This is a genomic window from Thioalkalivibrio thiocyanoxidans ARh2 (genome assembly GCF_000385215.1).
Taxonomy (GTDB): Bacteria; Pseudomonadota; Gammaproteobacteria; order Ectothiorhodospirales; family Ectothiorhodospiraceae; genus Thioalkalivibrio; species Thioalkalivibrio thiocyanoxidans.
Genome location: NZ_ARQK01000057.1, coordinates 40,595 through 54,035, shown reverse-complemented (window position 1 = coordinate 54,035; position 13,441 = coordinate 40,595). Strand labels below are relative to the sequence as shown.

Annotated in this window: 13 protein-coding genes; 9 read left to right on the top strand and 4 right to left on the bottom strand. The window is 66.2% G+C overall.

Translation table 11 applies throughout. The annotated features are described in order from the left end of the window. Nucleotides 1–10 precede the first annotated feature (10 nt). The 7 genes from atpA (at nt 11) to G372_RS0110235 (ending at nt 8,008) form a co-directional block, all read left to right on the top strand. Nucleotides 11–1,552, top strand: a complete 1,542-nt coding sequence (gene atpA, locus G372_RS0110265) for a F0F1 ATP synthase subunit alpha (protein ID WP_018863330.1) — start codon at nt 11–13, stop codon at nt 1,550–1,552. Nucleotides 1,553–1,564: 12 nt separating this feature from the next. After that, the gene (gene atpG / locus G372_RS0110260) at nt 1,565–2,425 is read left to right on the top strand and encodes a F0F1 ATP synthase subunit gamma (RefSeq protein WP_018863331.1); all 861 of its coding nucleotides are present in this window, start codon (nt 1,565–1,567) and stop codon (nt 2,423–2,425) included. A 58-nt stretch (nt 2,426–2,483) separates the two neighbouring features. After that, nucleotides 2,484–3,860 (top strand): F0F1 ATP synthase subunit beta, encoded by a 1,377-nt coding sequence (atpD, locus tag G372_RS0110255; protein WP_012983948.1) that lies wholly within the window; start codon nt 2,484–2,486, stop codon nt 3,858–3,860. Nucleotides 3,861–3,872: 12 nt separating this feature from the next. Then, the gene (locus tag G372_RS0110250; RefSeq protein ID WP_018863332.1) at nt 3,873–4,292 is read left to right on the top strand and encodes a F0F1 ATP synthase subunit epsilon; all 420 of its coding nucleotides are present in this window, start codon (nt 3,873–3,875) and stop codon (nt 4,290–4,292) included. A gap of 127 nt (nt 4,293–4,419) precedes the next feature. Further along, nucleotides 4,420–5,742 (top strand): bifunctional UDP-N-acetylglucosamine diphosphorylase/glucosamine-1-phosphate N-acetyltransferase GlmU, encoded by a 1,323-nt coding sequence (gene glmU / locus G372_RS0110245; protein WP_019623872.1) that lies wholly within the window; start codon nt 4,420–4,422, stop codon nt 5,740–5,742. A 9-nt stretch (nt 5,743–5,751) separates the two neighbouring features. After that, nucleotides 5,752–7,602, top strand: a complete 1,851-nt coding sequence (glmS, locus tag G372_RS0110240; protein ID WP_019623873.1) for a glutamine--fructose-6-phosphate transaminase (isomerizing) — start codon at nt 5,752–5,754, stop codon at nt 7,600–7,602. Between the two features lie 109 nt (nt 7,603–7,711). Next, entirely contained in the window at nt 7,712–8,008 is a 297-nt protein-coding gene (locus G372_RS0110235; RefSeq protein WP_012983944.1) for a hypothetical protein, read from the top strand. 77 nt (nt 8,009–8,085) lie between these two features. On the opposite strand, the gene dtd is transcribed toward G372_RS0110235, so the two are convergent. From dtd to G372_RS0110220, 3 genes are all read right to left on the bottom strand, one after another. Continuing rightward, nucleotides 8,086–8,529, bottom strand: a complete 444-nt coding sequence (gene dtd, locus G372_RS0110230; RefSeq protein WP_018863335.1) for a D-aminoacyl-tRNA deacylase — start codon at nt 8,527–8,529, stop codon at nt 8,086–8,088. Then, entirely contained in the window at nt 8,526–9,512 is a 987-nt protein-coding gene (gene pip, locus G372_RS0110225; protein WP_019623874.1) for a prolyl aminopeptidase, read from the bottom strand. The genes dtd and pip overlap by 4 nt, the downstream gene beginning before the upstream one ends. A 69-nt stretch (nt 9,513–9,581) precedes the next feature. Then, entirely contained in the window at nt 9,582–9,872 is a 291-nt protein-coding gene (locus G372_RS0110220) for a hypothetical protein (RefSeq protein ID WP_019623875.1), read from the bottom strand. A 211-nt stretch (nt 9,873–10,083) separates the two neighbouring features. Between G372_RS0110220 and G372_RS0110215 the strand changes: the two genes are divergently transcribed. After that, a complete protein-coding gene (locus G372_RS0110215) occupies nt 10,084–10,878 on the top strand; it encodes a PP-loop family protein (RefSeq protein ID WP_026340341.1) in 795 nt (264 codons plus the stop codon). After that, nucleotides 10,853–11,758: a lysophospholipid acyltransferase family protein gene (locus G372_RS0110210; RefSeq protein ID WP_019623877.1), complete on the top strand. Its 906-nt coding sequence runs from the start codon at nt 10,853–10,855 to the stop codon at nt 11,756–11,758. Before G372_RS0110215 ends, G372_RS0110210 begins: the two co-directional genes overlap by 26 nt. A gap of 269 nt (nt 11,759–12,027) precedes the next feature. Here G372_RS0110210 and glnA read toward each other — a convergent pair whose 3' ends face one another. Then, nucleotides 12,028–13,437, bottom strand: coding sequence for a glutamate--ammonia ligase (glnA, locus tag G372_RS0110205; RefSeq protein ID WP_018863340.1), 1,410 nt, complete (start codon nt 13,435–13,437; stop codon nt 12,028–12,030). Nucleotides 13,438–13,441 lie beyond the last annotated feature (4 nt).

Here is a 13,441-nt window from a genome sequence, read left to right as displayed (position 1 = left end):
GATATTTAACATGCAACTGAATCCCTCCGAGATCAGTGATCTGATCAAACAGCGCATCGAGAAATTCGATGCCTCCTCCGAGGCCTCCACCGAGGGCACCGTGGTCAGCCTGACCGACGGTATCGCCCGCGTACACGGCCTTGGCGATGTCATGCAGGGCGAGATGATCGAGTTCCCCGGCGACACCTACGGGATGGCGCTCAACCTCGAGCGCGACTCTGTCGGCGTCGTGATCCTGGGTGACTACAAGCACATCAAGGAAGGTGATACCGCCAAGTGCACCGGCCGCATCCTCGAGGTGCCGGTCGGCGAGGCCCTGCTCGGCCGCGTGGTCGATTCCCTCGGTCGCCCGATCGACGGCAAGGGCCCGGTGGAGACCGGTGTCACCAGCCCGATCGAGAAGATTGCCCCCGGGGTTATCGACCGCCAGTCGGTCGATCAGCCGCTGCAGTCCGGTATCAAGGCGATCGACGCGATGGTCCCGGTCGGCCGTGGCCAGCGCGAGCTGATCATCGGTGACCGCCAGACCGGCAAGACCGCGGTGGCGATCGACGCGATCATCAACCAGAAGGACTCCGGCGTTAAGTGTGTCTACGTCGCCGTGGGCCAGAAGGCCTCCTCGGTCGCCTCCGTGGTGGCCAAGCTGGAAGAGGCCGGCGCGATGGACAACACCATCATCGTGGCCGCCAACGCCTCCGAGTCGGCCGCGATGCAGTTCATCGCGCCCTACGCCGGCTGCGCAATGGGCGAGTACTTCCGCGATCGCGGCGAAGACGCCCTGATCGTCTACGACGACCTGACCAAGCAGGCCTGGGCCTATCGCCAGGTCTCGCTGCTGCTGCGCCGCCCGCCGGGTCGCGAAGCCTATCCGGGTGACGTCTTCTACCTGCACTCGCGCCTGCTGGAGCGTGCGTCGCGCGTGAATGCCGACTATGTCGAGCAGCTGACGAACGGCGAAGTGAAAGGCCAGACCGGCTCACTGACCGCGCTGCCGATCATCGAGACCCAGGCCGGTGACGTCTCGGCCTTCGTGCCGACTAACGTGATCTCGATCACCGACGGCCAGATCTTCCTCGAGACCGACCTGTTCAACTCCGGCATCCGCCCCGCGATCAACGCCGGTCTGTCGGTGTCCCGAGTCGGTGGTGCCGCGCAGACCAAGATCATCAAAAAGCTGGGTGGTGGCGTGCGTCTGGCGCTCGCGCAGTACCGCGAGCTGGCCGCGTTCTCGCAGTTCGCCTCCGACCTGGACGAGCTGACCCGCAAGCAGCTCGATCGCGGCAAGCGCGTGACCGAACTGATGAAGCAGGGCCAGTACCAGCCGATGTCCATCGGCGAGATGGCGTTCTCGCTGTTCGCGGCCAACGAGGGCTACCTCGACGACGTCGAGGCCGACAAGGTCGTGAGCTTTGAAAAGGAACTGATCTCCTACGCGCGCTCCAGCCAAAAGGACCTGCTCGACGAGATCAACAGCTCTGGCGACTACAACGACTCCATCCAGGAAAAGCTGAAGAAGGCCCTGGAAGAGTTCAAGGCCAAGCACAGCTGGTAACGGGAGCACGCAATGGCGGGCACTAAGGAGATCCGGACGCAGATCAAGAGTATCCAGAATACTCAGAAGATCACCAAGGCCATGGAAATGGTGGCCGCGTCCAAGATGCGCAAGGCCCAGGACCGCATGGAAGAGTCCCGGCCTTACGCCCAGAAGATCCACGACGTGATGGGTCACGTCGCGATGGCCAATGCGGAGTACCAACATCCGTTCATGGTCGAGCGCGACGTGAAGCGCGTCGCTCTGATCATCGTCTCGACCGATCGCGGCCTGTGCGGCGGCCTGAACACCAACCTGTTCAAAAAGGCCGTTGGCGAGTTGCGGCGCTACCGCGACGAGGGCGTCGAGGTGGATCTGTGCGTGATCGGAAACAAGGCGCTGCAGTTCTTCAAGCGCCTGGGTGGCAACATCGTGGCCGAGGCGCGCGATCTGGGCGATCGCCCGCACATCACGGACCTGATCGGATCGATCAAGGTGGTGCTGGACAACTTCCGCGACGGCAAGGTCGATCGGGTCGTGCTGCTCGAAAACAAGTTCGTCAACACGATGACCCAGCAGCCCGAGGTCACCCAGTTGCTGCCGACCGCGCCCAGCAAGGACGAGTCCCTGAAGCATCACTGGGACTACATCTACGAGCCGGACACCGTTCCGGTGATGGATACCCTGCTCGAGCGCTATGTCGAGTCGCTGATCTACCAGGCGGTGGTCGAGAACGTGGCCTGCGAAATGGCCGCGCGCATGGTCGCGATGAAGTCGGCCTCCGACAACGCCGGCACGATGATCAAGGACCTGCAGCTCGTCTACAACAAGGCGCGCCAGGCTGCGATCACCCAGGAGATCTCCGAGATCGTCAGCGGCGCGGCTGCGGTCTAGCGCCCGCCGCCACGATTGGATCGGCTCGGCACGAATTACGACTTACGAGGATGAACAAATGAGTTCCGGAAAAATTGTCGAAATCATCGGCGCCGTCGTGGATGTGGAGTTTCCCCACGGCGAAGTGCCCAAGGTCTACGACGCGCTGACCCTGGAAAACGGCCTGACCCTGGAAGTGCAGCAGCAGCTGGGCGACGGCGTGGTGCGGACCATCGCCATGGGCACCACCGAGGGCGTGAAGCGGCAGACCCCGGTCACCGCGACCGGCAAGCCGATCTCCGTGCCAGTCGGCAAGGGGACCCTGGGCCGCGTGATGGACGTCCTCGGTCGTCCGGTGGACAACGCCGGCGACGTGGAGGCCCAGGAGACCTGGTCGATCCACCGTGCCGCCCCGACCTTCGACGAGCAGGCGGGCTCCACCGAGCTGCTGGAAACCGGCATCAAGGTGATCGATCTGCTCTGCCCCTTCGCGAAGGGCGGCAAGGTCGGCCTGTTCGGCGGTGCCGGCGTGGGCAAGACCGTGAACATGATGGAGCTGATCCGCAACATCGCGATCGAGCATTCCGGTTACTCGGTGTTCGCCGGCGTGGGCGAGCGTACCCGTGAAGGGAACGATTTCTACCACGAGATGAAGGACTCCAACGTCCTCGACAAGGTGGCACTGGTGTACGGTCAGATGAACGAGCCGCCGGGCAACCGCCTGCGTGTCGCGCTGACCGGCCTGACCATGGCCGAGTTCTTCCGTGACGAAGGCCGTGACGTGCTCATGTTCATCGACAACATCTACCGTTACACCCTGGCCGGGACCGAGGTCTCCGCGCTGCTGGGTCGTATGCCGTCCGCGGTGGGCTACCAGCCGACCCTGGCGGAAGAAATGGGTGTGCTGCAGGAACGCATCACCTCGACCAAGAAGGGCTCGATCACCTCCATCCAGGCGGTCTACGTGCCGGCGGATGACTTGACCGACCCGTCGCCCGCGACCACCTTCGCGCACCTTGATGCCACCGTCGTGCTCTCGCGCCAGATTGCCGAGCTGGGTATCTACCCGGCCGTGGACCCGCTGGACTCGACCTCGCGCCAGCTGGACCCGCAGATCATCGGGCAGGAGCACTACGACACCGCGCGTGCCGTGCAGAACACCCTGCAGCGCTACAAGGAGCTGAAGGACATCATCGCGATCCTCGGGATGGACGAGTTGTCCGAAGACGACAAGCTGGTCGTGGCCCGTGCGCGAAAGATCCAGCGCTATCTCTCGCAGCCGTTCTTCGTGGCCGAGGTCTTCACCGGCGCGCCCGGCAAGTACGTGTCCCTGAAGGACACCATCCGTGCGTTCAAGGCCATCGTCGCGGGCGAATATGACCACCTGCCCGAGCAGGCCTTCTACATGGTCGGCACCATCGAGGAAGCCGTCGAGAAGGCCGAGAAGCTCGGCTAAGGAGTAATCGAGATGCCCATGACGATGCACGTGGATGTGGTCAGCGCCGAGGAGTCGATCTACTCCGGCACCGCGCTGATGATCGCGGCCCCGGCCGAGGGTGGCGAGGTCGGCGTCTATGCGGGCCACACCCAGATGCTGGCACGGCTGAACCCGGGCGAGCTGCGCATCCTGGAAAAGGAAGGTGCCGACCCGCAGCCGGTGTTCGTCTCGGGCGGGATCCTCGAGGTCCAGCCCTATCACGTGACCGTGCTTGCGGACACGGCGGTACGGGCCAAGGACCTCGACGAGGCCGAGGCCCTGGAGGCGCAGAAGCGCGCGGAAGAGGCCCTGGCCAATTCCAAGGCCGATTTCGACTACGCCAAGGCGCAGGCGGAACTCGCGGAGGCTGCCGCCCGCCTGCAAATGATCCAGAAGCTGCGCCGGAAATAATCCGGCAAACTGCGACGGATGACCGACCCCAAGGGCCAACCGATTCGGTTGGCCCTTTATGATTGCACCCATGCCTGAAACGACACCCCTTCATATCGCGGTCCTGGCGGCGGGTAAGGGGACGCGCATGCGGTCGCGCCTCCCCAAGGTCCTGCAATCGCTTGCCGGACGCCCCCTCCTTGCCCATGTCCTGCAGCGCGTGGCACCGCTGGATGCAGCCGCGGTTCATGTCGTGGTCAGCCACGAACAGGAACGCGTGCGAACGGCGTTTGCCGATCACATGCCCCCTCTCGAGTGGATCGACCAGGGCGAGCCGCGGGGGACCGGACATGCGGTCTATCAGGCCCTGAAACAGATCCCGGACAACGCGCGGGTGCTCGTCACCTACGGGGATGTCCCGCGGATCCCGGTCACAGACCTGGAGGCCTGTGCCCGTGGAGCCGGCGTGACGGTTCTGGCCGCTCAGGTCTCCGACCCGAGCGGCTACGGTCGCCTGATCCTCGACGGCGCTGGCCAGCTCGAGCGCATCGTCGAGCACAAGGAGGCCACCGCGGCGGAGCGTGCGGTCGATCTGATCAACACCGGTGTCCTTGCGGCACCCGCCGGCGACCTGCGTCGCTGGCTTGCGTCCTGCGAACCGGAACCAACTGGGCCCCGGGAATGGTATCTGACGGATATCGTGGCCGTGGCGCGAGGTCAGGGGCGGATAATCGATGTCGTGCGCAGCTGCGACCCCGCGGCCGTACTGGGTGTCAATGACCGCGAGCAACTGGCCGTGCAGGAGCGCTTGCACCAGGCGGAGGAGTGCTCGCGCATGATGCGGGAAGGCCTCGCCGTAGCGGACCCCGCCCGCCTGGATGTGCGCGGCGTCCTGAAATTCGGACAGGACTGCACGATTGACGTGAACGTCGTGATCGAGGGCACGGTGACCCTGGCGGATGATGTCTATATTGGCCCCGGCTGCGTGCTGCGCGATTGCGAGATCGGATCCGGCACGCAGATCGCGGCACACAGTGTCCTGGAAGGTGTGCGGCTCGGCGAAGCCGCCAACGTTGGACCGTTTGCTCGCTTGCGGCCGGGTACGGAATTGGGCCCCGGCGCCCGCGTGGGCAATTTTGTCGAGATCAAGAACGCTACGCTCGGCCCCGGCGCGAAGGCCAACCACCTGACCTATGTCGGGGACGCAAGCGTCGGGGCTGGCGCCAATCTGGGGGCAGGAACGATCACCTGCAACTATGATGGTGCGAACAAGCATCGCACCGAGATCGGCGAGCGTGCGTTCATCGGCTCGAACACGGCCCTGGTGGCGCCCATTCGCATCGGGGATGATGCGACGGTCGGTGCAGGTTCGACCTTGTCCGACGATGTGGAGCCACGCGCGCTGGCGTTGACCCGCGCCCGCCCGCGCATCATCCAGGACTGGCCGCGCCCGAAAAAGAAATCTGACTAAGGAGCTTCCATGTGCGGCCTGCTGGCAGGTATTGGTGAGCGCAATCTGGTCCCGATTTTTGTCGAGGGTCTGCATCGACTGGAATACCGCGGGTATGACTCTGCGGGTGTAGCGGTCGTCGCGGACCATGCGCTGCGCGACGTCCGTGCGGTCGGCAAGGTGTCCGCGCTCGAGGAACAGATCCAGGCTGTGGGTCTGCAGGGGCCGGTCGGGATCGCGCATACGCGCTGGGCCACGCACGGACCACCGACCGAGGTGAATGCGCATCCCCACCGCTCGCGGGATGGGCGGGTCGCGATCGTCCATAACGGCATCATCGAAAACCACGCGAAGCTGCGAACCGACCTGGCAGCGGCCGGTTGGCCCTGTGCGTCGGCAACCGACAGCGAGGTGATCGCCCACCGCATCGAGCGCAGCCTGCTCGACGGTGCCTCCCCCCTCGAGGCCATGCGCCATGCCTGTGCCGAGCTGGAGGGCGCGTACGCCATTGCCGCGGTATTTGCCGACTTTCCCGACGAGCTGATTGTTGCGCGGTCCGGCAGCCCGCTGATCCTGGGACTGGGCATTGGCGAGTTCTTCGCGGCGTCGGATGTCCAGGCGCTCTTGCCGGTTACGCAGCGTTTCATCGACCTCGAAGATGGCGATATCGCGCGGCTGACCCGCGACGGTGTGGAGGTCCAGGACCTGCATGGCCAGCCGGTCGAGCGCCGCATGCGCGAGACCAGCTGCCAGGCGAGCGTGGCCGATCGCGGCGAGTACCGCCACTTCATGCTCAAGGAGATCTACGAGCAACCCCACGCGCTGGAGGAGACCCTGTCCGGTCGCTTGGGCGAGGATACCGTACTGGAAAACATCCTCGGGCCCGGCACGAGCGAGCACTTGGCTGACGTCGGTGCCGTCCAGATCATTGCCTGCGGCACCAGCTACCACGCCGGCATGGTCGCCGCCCACTGGATCGAGGAGCACCTGGGCCTGCCCGCCCGTGTCGACGTGGCCAGCGAATACCGCTACCGGCGTCACGTATTGGCCCCGGGCACGCTACTGGTCGTGATCTCCCAGTCGGGGGAGACCGCCGATACCCTCGCCGTGCTCCGGCAATCCCAGGAGGAGCCCTTCCTGGCGCGCCTCGCCATCTGCAATGTCCCGGAAAGCACCATGGCGCGAGCTGCCGATCTGGTGCTCATGACGCACGCCGGCCCCGAGATCGGCGTCGCCTCCACCAAGGCCTTTACTACCCAGCTGGCCGCTCTGGCGACCCTCGTGCTGCTCCTCGGGCAGACCGCCACGGCCGCCCGTATGACCGCCGAGGCGCGCGCGACCGCCGTTACCGCCCTGCGCAGTCTCCCGGATCAGGTTGCGCGCATCCTCGCCCTGGATGGCCCGATTGCCCGTATCGCCGAAGACCTGCTGGAGCGTCACCATGCCCTGTTCCTCGGGCGCGGGGCGTACTTCCCGATCGCACTGGAAGGTGCGCTCAAGCTGAAGGAGATCTCCTATATTCACGCGGAGGCCTATCCCTCGGGCGAGTTGAAGCACGGCCCACTGGCGCTGGTCGACACCGAGATGCCCGTGGTTGCGGTGGCCCCCGACGACGCGCAGCTGGAAAAACTCTCCAGCAATCTGCAGGAGGTGCGCGCCCGGGGAGGCCAGCTGATCGTAATTGGCGAGTCCAGTGCAGCCCGCACCCTGGCCCCGGAGGACATCTGGATCGGCCTGCCGCAGAGCGAGCCCCTCAGTCCCTGGCTGGCGCCGGTCCTGCTGACCGTGCCCTTGCAGTTGCTCGCCTACCATACGGCCGTGCTGAAGGGCACGGACGTCGACCAGCCGCGCAATCTGGCGAAATCGGTGACGGTGGAATAGCGCCCCGTACTCGGCACTACCAGACTTTCTATCAGGAAACGCTTGTATTCCCCGGGTGGGTCGGCTAGATTCGGGCGCGCTCGAATAACCGTACGATCAGGAGTACCCCATGGATCAGCAAGAGCTCAACAACCGTTGCGTTACCCTGTTTCAGTCCCCGCGCATCCAGACCAAGCTCTGGAATCCGCGCATGTTCTGGAACGTCGGCCGCAAGCTGAATGTGACCCCCGAGGAACTGACCGAGCCGAAGGTCGACCTCTGCGAGCTCGAGGTGATGCTGTCCGCGGCCGCCTATGAGCCGTCCCAGTGCGCCGACAACCTGAATGGTCGTGAGTCCGGCCGCGCCGACTTCATCCGTCGTGCCGTGCAGTCCGGCCAGCGTCCGTTCCTGCGTCGCGCTGCCTGACCCAGTCTCCTGACTGGTGATGTCGAAGACCCGGCCTTTGCGCCGGGTCTTTTGTTTGGGGCCTCGGTCAGGCCTTCTCAGCCGCGCGTCTCCAGCCAGAAGGTCACCGGGCCGTCGTTGACCAGGCTGACCTGCATGTCCGCACCGAAGTGGCCGCTGGCGACCCGCGGGTGTAATCCCCGCGCCTGAGCCACCAGGTATTCGAACAGGGCCTGGCCGTGCTCCGGGCTGGCGGCGGCGGTAAAGCTCGGACGCATCCCCTTGCGCGTATCCGCGGCCAGTGTGAACTGCGGCACCAGCAGCAGACCGCCACCGGTATCCTGCAGGCTTCGATTCATGCGCCCCTCGTCATCCGCGAACACGCGATAGCCGAGCATGCGCTCCAGCAGCCGTTTCGCCGCCGATTCGTTGTCCTGTGGCTGCACCGCGACCAGCGCCAGCAGTCCTGGCCCGATCGCGCCGACGCGTTCGCCGCCGCTGTCCACCGCGGCCTCGGTCACTCGCTGGATCAGGGCAATCACGCCGAGGCACCCCCGGTCCCGCCCGCGACCTGCCCCGCCAGATCGTCGGCCAGGGTGTCGGTTGCCGCGACCAGCTTGCGCACAATGCCCGGTTCGGCCGCGGAGTGTCCGGCGTCCGCGACGATCGCCATGCGCGCCTGCGGCCAGGCCCGGTGCAGCTCCACCGCCTGCTCCACCGGGCACACCACGTCGTAGCGCCCGTGCACGATCCAGCCCGGTATGTCGCGCAGGCGCGGCGCGTCGCGCAGCAACTGCTCCGGTTCCAGGAAGGTGTCGTGCATGAAGTAGTGGCACTCCAGCCGCGCCAGGCTCACGGCCACGTCCGGGTCTTCAAAGTGCGCGATCACGTCGTCGTTCGGGATCAGGCAGGAGGCGTGCCCCTCCCAGCCCGACCAGGCGCGGGCAGCCGCTCGGCGGACTTCGGGATCTGTGTGGGTCAGCCGCCGGTAGTAGGCCCCGACCAGGTCGTCGCGCTCCTCCGCGGGAATCGGCCGTAGGTAGTGCGCCCACGCCTCGGGAAACAGGCGGTCGGCCCCCGACTGGTAGAACCACTGGATGTCCCGCGGCCGGCACAGGAATACGCCGCGCAGGACCAGGCCGAGCACGCGCTCCGGGTGGGTCTGGGCATAGGCCAGCCCCAGCGTAGAGCCCCAGGAACCACCGAACACCGCCCAGCGCTCGATCCCCAGGTGCTCGCGCAGGCGTTCGATATCAGCCACCGCGTGCCAGGTGGTGTTGGCCTCCAGACTCGCGTGCGGCGTCGAACGCCCGCAGCCACGCTGGTCGAACAGCACGATGCGGTAGCGTTGCGGGTCGTAGAAGCGCCGATGCCACGGCTCGCAGCCCGAGCCCGGCCCGCCGTGCAGGAATACGACCGGGATCCCGTCGGGTGTGCCACATTCTTCAAAGTAGAGCTCGTGGCCGTCACCCACCGCGAGCCTTCCTGTGCTGTGCGGTTCGATCTCCGGGTACAGGGTGTCCATCAGTGTTTTCCTAGATTGCGGGCCCCGAGTGTCGCCAAAACGCTCGCGCAGGGAAAGTGCGCGGCTCGCCTATTCGTCGATGAGCTGCCCCCGGTAGACCCGGCGTCGTTGCGGTTCCCCGCGGCGCTCCGGTGTGTCCGGCGAAGCTTCCGGCGGTGCCAGGTGCCCCGAACGCTGCAACTCGCTGCGCAGCGAGAGTGCGGCGGCCCGGGCGGCGCTCGACTGCGAGCGTGACGCGTAGTCAAGAATCGCCTCCATGAAGTCCGGGTGGGTGACCGACAGCCGTACCACCGCCGGGAACTCCGCGCGGAGGTTCCGGCGCAGCTCGGCAGCCAGGCTCAAGCTTTTGCGATTGTGCATACCGGTCCCCCACCGTTGATGTGTCCGCCCATCTTGTATGCAAGCGGGGTGCCATGGGCTTGGTCCCAGCTTGAGTGGCATGCGCGGGGATCTGTTGCCTCCACCAGGTGCAGAAGGGCGAGCGCCTGCACCGACAATGGGCGCCACCCTGCAACCGCTGTGGGTATGGCGGCGCTTGCGAAGCAGGCCTCGCCGCCCTATGTTGCGGGCCATGGAAACGCCCGCCGTCCCCGCCTCCATCCGCCGCCTGGCCGGCCGCGCCATCGCGGACTTCGACATGATCCGCGAGGGTGACCGCATCCTCGTCGGGTTGTCCGGCGGCAAGGATTCGCTGACCCTGCTGTGGCTGCTGCACAATCTGTCGCGGCGGGCACCCGTGCGCTTCGAGGTCGGCGCGGTCACGATCAACCCGGAGATCGAGGGCTTCGAGCCGCAGCGGTTGATGGACTATCTCAGCGGGTATGGCATCCCGTATCACTTCGTCTCCGAGCCGATCGCGGAACTGGCCGGCGAGCACATGGACAACGACTCGTTCTGCTCCTTCTGCTCGCGCATGAAACGCGGCCTGATGTATCGCACCGCGCGCGAACAGGGCTACAACGTGCTGGCCCTCGGCCAGCACCTGGATGACCTGGCCGAGAGCTTCATGATGAGCGCCTTCCACGGTGGCCAGCTGCGCACGATGAAGGCCCATTACGCGATTGACGCCGGCGACCTGCGGGTGATCCGCCCGCTGGTCTACGTGCGCGAGCGCCAGACCCGGGATTTCGCCGAGGCCGCCGGGCTGCCGGTGATCCTGGACAACTGCCCGGCCTGCTTCGCGATGCCCACCCAGCGCGAACACATGAAGCAGCTGCTCGCGCAGGAGGAGGCCCAGCACCCGCGGCTGTTCCGCAACCTGCGCACCACCCTGAAGCCGCTGATGACCGAGGGCGGCATTCCGCCACGGACCCCGGCCGACCCACCCGAATCTTGCGATCATGGCCGAACGCCGGCATCTGCGTGACCGGCTGATCGCCGGCGGTCTGCGCCTGCTCGCCCGCCTGCCGCTGCGCGTGAATCATGCGCTGGGCGGTCTGCTCGGTGCGCTGGCCTGGTACTGGCCGACGCGCTCCGCCCGGATCACCGGCCGCAACCTCGAGCTCTGTTTCCCGGACAAGGACGCCGCCTGGCGCCGCCGGGTCGGACGTCGATCGCTGATGGCGATGGGGCGGGCGCTGACCGAGTCCCCCTGGCTCTGGCAGGCCTCGCCGCAGACCCTCGCGCGACTGGCGGTGGAACCGCCCCGCTACGCCCGCCTGCGCGAACGCGAGGGCGGGCGGGCCCTGTTCCTGTGTGCCCCGCATCTGGGCTCCTGGGAGTTCGCCGGGCTGCAGGCCGCCTGCCACGGGCCGATGGCCACCCTGTACAGCCCGTTCAAGACCCCCGAGATCGACCGCTGGGTGCGCGAGGCCCGCGCCTCGACCGGCGCGACCCTGGCCCCGGCCGACCGCTCCGGGCTGCGCGTGCTGCAGCAGGCGCGCGATCGCGGCGACATCATCGGCATCCTCCCGGATCAGAGCCCGAAGGGCGCCTCCGGTACGCATGCACCGTTCTTCGGCCACCCGGCGCTGACCATGACCCTGCTGCCGCGCCTGCTGCGCGGGCGCGACGACCATGTTGTGTTCCTGTTCGCCGAGCGCCTGCCGAAGGGGCGCGGGTTTCGCTATCACGAGATCGAGGCCGGGCCGGAGGTCGCGGACCGCGACTTCGCCCGAGCGGCCGCCGCGATCAACGCCCATGTGGAGGCCCTGGTCCGGCGCTGCCCGGAGCAGTACAACTGGGCCTACAAGCGTTTCCACCCGGCCCCCGAGGGCCAGCCCAGCCCTTATAGAAGCGCTGAATAAAGCCATCCTGGCTTTCGGAGCCGCGCGCGGCGCTGCAACGTTCTGTATGCCTTTGCACGGGCAAAGGGATTTGCAGCTTGTGTCGGAATCCTCCACCTGCGGTGGTCGATTCCGGCGGCACGTCCCTGTGCCGCCGGGAAACGCCGATAAATCGATGTTTCCCGGTCGCTGACACCCGGTCGGGTCGGATCCCGCGCACAAAAAAGCCGCCGGACCCGGAGGTCGCGGCGGCCAGTGCCTCTGGCCCCGAGGGGCCGGAAGCGGATGCCTTACAGGCTGTAGTACATGTCGAACTCGACCGGATGGGTGGTCATGCGCATGCGCGTGACCTCTTCCATCTTCAGGTCGATGTAGGCATCGATCATGTCGTCGGTGAACACGCCACCCTGGGTCAGGTATTCGCGATCCTGGTTCAGGGCTTCCAGCGCCTGGTCCAGCGAATGGCAGACCTGCGGGATGCCCTTTTCCTCTTCCGGCGGCAGATCGTAGAGGTTCTTGTCCATCGCGTCGCCCGGGTGGATCTTGTTCTGGATCCCGTCCAGGCCGGCCATCAGCATTGCGGCGAACGCCAGATAGGGGTTGGCGGTGGAGTCCGGGAAGCGCAGCTCGATGCGACGGGCCTTCGGGCTCATCACGAACGGGATGCGCAGCGACGCGGAGCGGTTGCGCGCGGAGTAGGCCAGCATCACCGGCGCCTCGAAGCCCGGCACCAGACGCTTGTAGCTGTTGGTGGACGGGTTGGTGAAGGCGTTCAGCGAGCGGGCGTGCTTGATGATACCGCCGATGTAGTACAGCGCGGTCTCGGACAGACCGCCGTACAGGTCCCCGGAGAACAGGTTCTTGCCGTCCTTGGACAGCGACTGGTGCACGTGCATGCCGGAGCCGTTGTCGCCGACGATCGGCTTGGGCATGAAGGTCGCGGTCTTGCCGTGCATGTGGGCCACGTTCTGCACCACGTACTTCAGTACCTGGACCTCGTCGGCCTTCTGGGTCAGCGTTGCGGGGCCGACACCGATCTCGCACTGGCCGGCGGTGGCCACCTCATGGTGATGCACCTCGGTGACCAGACCCATCTCGGTCAGCACTTCGCACATGGTGGAGCGGATGTCGTGCAGGCTGTCGACCGGCGGGACCGGGAAGTAGCCGCCCTTCACGCCCGGGCGGTGGCCGATGTTGCCGTCCTCGTAGACGCGTTCGGAGTTCCAGGAGGCCTCGGAGGAGTCCACGCGGCAGTAGGAGCCGGAGAGATCCGCGCCCCACTTCACGTCGTCGAACACGAAGAATTCGTTCTCCGGGCCGAACAGCGCGGTATCGGCGATGCCGGTGCTCTGCAGGTAGGCCTCGGCGCGGCGCGCCAGCGAGCGCGGGCAGCGGTCGTAGCCCTGCATGGTGGCCGGCTCGACCACGTCGCAGCGGATGTTCATGGTCATGTCTTCGAAGAACGGGTCGATGACCGCGGACTCCGCATCCGGCATCAGGATCATGTCGGACTCGTTGATGCCCTTCCAGCCGGAGATCGAGGAGCCGTCGAACATCTTGCCTTCTTCAAAGGCCTCTTCGTCGAGGTCATGGGCTGGAACGGTTACATGCTGTTCCTTGCCCTTGGAGTCGGTGAAGCGGAAGTCGATGAAACGGACCTCCTTTTCCTGGATCTGCTTCAGCACGTCGGCTGCGGACATGGGA